Source organism: Acinetobacter sp. 1124_18A (assembly GCF_052824995.1).
The window spans coordinates 1-390 of sequence record NZ_VTDF01000033.1; the positions used below are offsets into that span (position 1 = coordinate 1).

1 protein-coding gene is annotated in these 390 nt (G+C 46.2%); it reads left to right on the top strand.

Translation table 11 applies throughout. The features are described from left to right. Positions 1 to 79: 79 nt before the first annotated feature. A partial coding sequence (locus tag FY048_RS18990; protein ID WP_446092174.1) for a calcium-binding protein occupies positions 80 to 390 on the top strand: 311 nt, incomplete at its 3' end.

The window sequence follows — 390 nt, forward strand, 5'->3', positions numbered from 1 at the left end:
AGACCTGATTATCAAACAGGTGGGTAGTGGACTTGAAATTAGCATTTCAGGGAGCACGGATAAAATCACATTCCAGGATGTGCTTTATCAGGATTCATTAAATAACCCGTATAGCTCATTACAGCGAATCGAATTTGCTGATGGCACCAGTCTGAAAGTTGCCGATATCATTCCTAATTTATATCAGGGAACGGATGGAGCAGACTGGTTGGCTGGGACTGCAAATGCGGATCAGTTATTTGGAGGCTTGGGGAACGACACGTTATATGGACGTGGAGGGAACGATACGCTTGAAGGCGGAGAGGGCGACGACAAACTGTATGGTGAAGAAGGAGCCGATATTCTCAGGGGTGGTCTGGGTAACGATACCTTAGATGGTGGTAATGGAAA